1 pseudogene is annotated in these 323 nt (G+C 65.9%); it reads right to left on the reverse strand.

Annotated features, from left to right (window positions below):
• Positions 1-251, reverse strand: a pseudogene (locus CVH10_RS19045) (NERD domain-containing protein); the annotation flags it as partial.
• Between the last annotated feature and the right edge of the window lie 72 nt (positions 252-323).

Genomic DNA, 323 nt, shown 5'->3' on the forward strand with positions numbered 1-323 from the left:
ATATGATCGAACTGCGCGAACCCGCCCTGCCCGTCCGGCAGGCGCAGATCGTGGATAAGCAGGTTGCGGTCGTTGTCAGGCCCGAATTGGTGATCGAGCATATAGGCGGTCTCGCGCTCGCCCCGCATCCCCTGGCGATGGTTCCGCACCGTCGATCGCACGCGCTCGGGGAGAGCCGCGAACTCGTCGGACGCCATCACTTCGTCGGCAAATGCGATCTCGGCCGCGCGGGTCGATTTCTTGCGGATCATCGTTTCGGCGTTCCCGGATTTGGCTGCGGCAGCGGTTGAACCGCCTGCGCCGGTAGCGGCGCGGAGGCGGGA

It is taken from the genome of Halomonas sp. ND22Bw (assembly GCF_003011945.1).
GTDB lineage: Bacteria > Pseudomonadota > Gammaproteobacteria > Pseudomonadales > Halomonadaceae > Halomonas > Halomonas halophila.